This window comes from Aeromonas crassostreae (genome assembly GCF_054052445.1).
Genome location: NZ_JBSTYM010000084.1, coordinates 1 through 241 on the forward strand (window position 1 = coordinate 1; position 241 = coordinate 241).

Annotated in this window: 1 rRNA gene; it reads left to right on the plus strand. The window is 49.4% G+C overall.

The annotated features are described in order from the left end of the window. Nucleotides 1-180 precede the first annotated feature (180 nt). A 5S ribosomal RNA gene (gene rrf / locus ACW5W4_RS18990) occupies nucleotides 181-241 on the plus strand; the annotation flags it as partial.

The window sequence follows — 241 nt, forward strand, 5'->3', positions numbered from 1 at the left end:
TGTAAGCGCGGCGACGTGTTGAGCTAACCCATACTAATTACCCGTGAGGCTTAACCATACAACACCCAAGAAGTGTTCTGGGCCTTGTAGCAAGTGAACGAACTACTCAAATTCAGTGATAGTGATGAAGCAAACTAGCTAAGTCGTTACTCACGTCAGCTTTCCGGATGAAGTTTTTTGCCTGGCGGCCATAGCGCCGTGGAACCACCTGATCCCATGCCGAACTCAGAAGTGAAACGCG